Consider the following 393-nt stretch of genomic DNA (forward strand, 5'->3'; position numbering starts at 1 on the left):
GCTGAATAGAAAATCGTTAATCCAGAAATCATGGTGTAATCGTTGGAATAAACCGATGAAACGAAATGTTTACCCAAACCGGGCACTGAGAAAATTTGTTCAACGACAAGGGTCCCTGTAATAACGTTTACAAATATTGGGCCGATAATTGTGATAACTGGTAATATCGCATTTCGAATTGTATGTCTCACAACAACCGTCATATTGGATAAACCTTTGGATTTAGCCGTTTTAATGTAGTCCTGGTTAAGAACGTCTAACATCGATGTACGCATCAAACGAGCCAAAATGGCAATGGTTCCGAATGAGAGCGCAATCGCCGGCAAAACACGATAGCTTGGCCCTTTCCACAAACCTGCTGGAAGAATCCCCCATTTAACACCAACATAATAC

At 41.0% G+C, this 393-nt stretch carries 1 protein-coding gene; it reads right to left on the reverse strand.

The features are described 5' to 3' along the window. A partial coding sequence (locus tag AC1DUA_RS40870) for an ABC transporter permease (RefSeq protein ID WP_477505045.1) occupies window positions 1–393 on the reverse strand: 393 nt, incomplete at both ends.

This window comes from Paenibacillus sp. 01T422, from assembly GCF_056398785.1.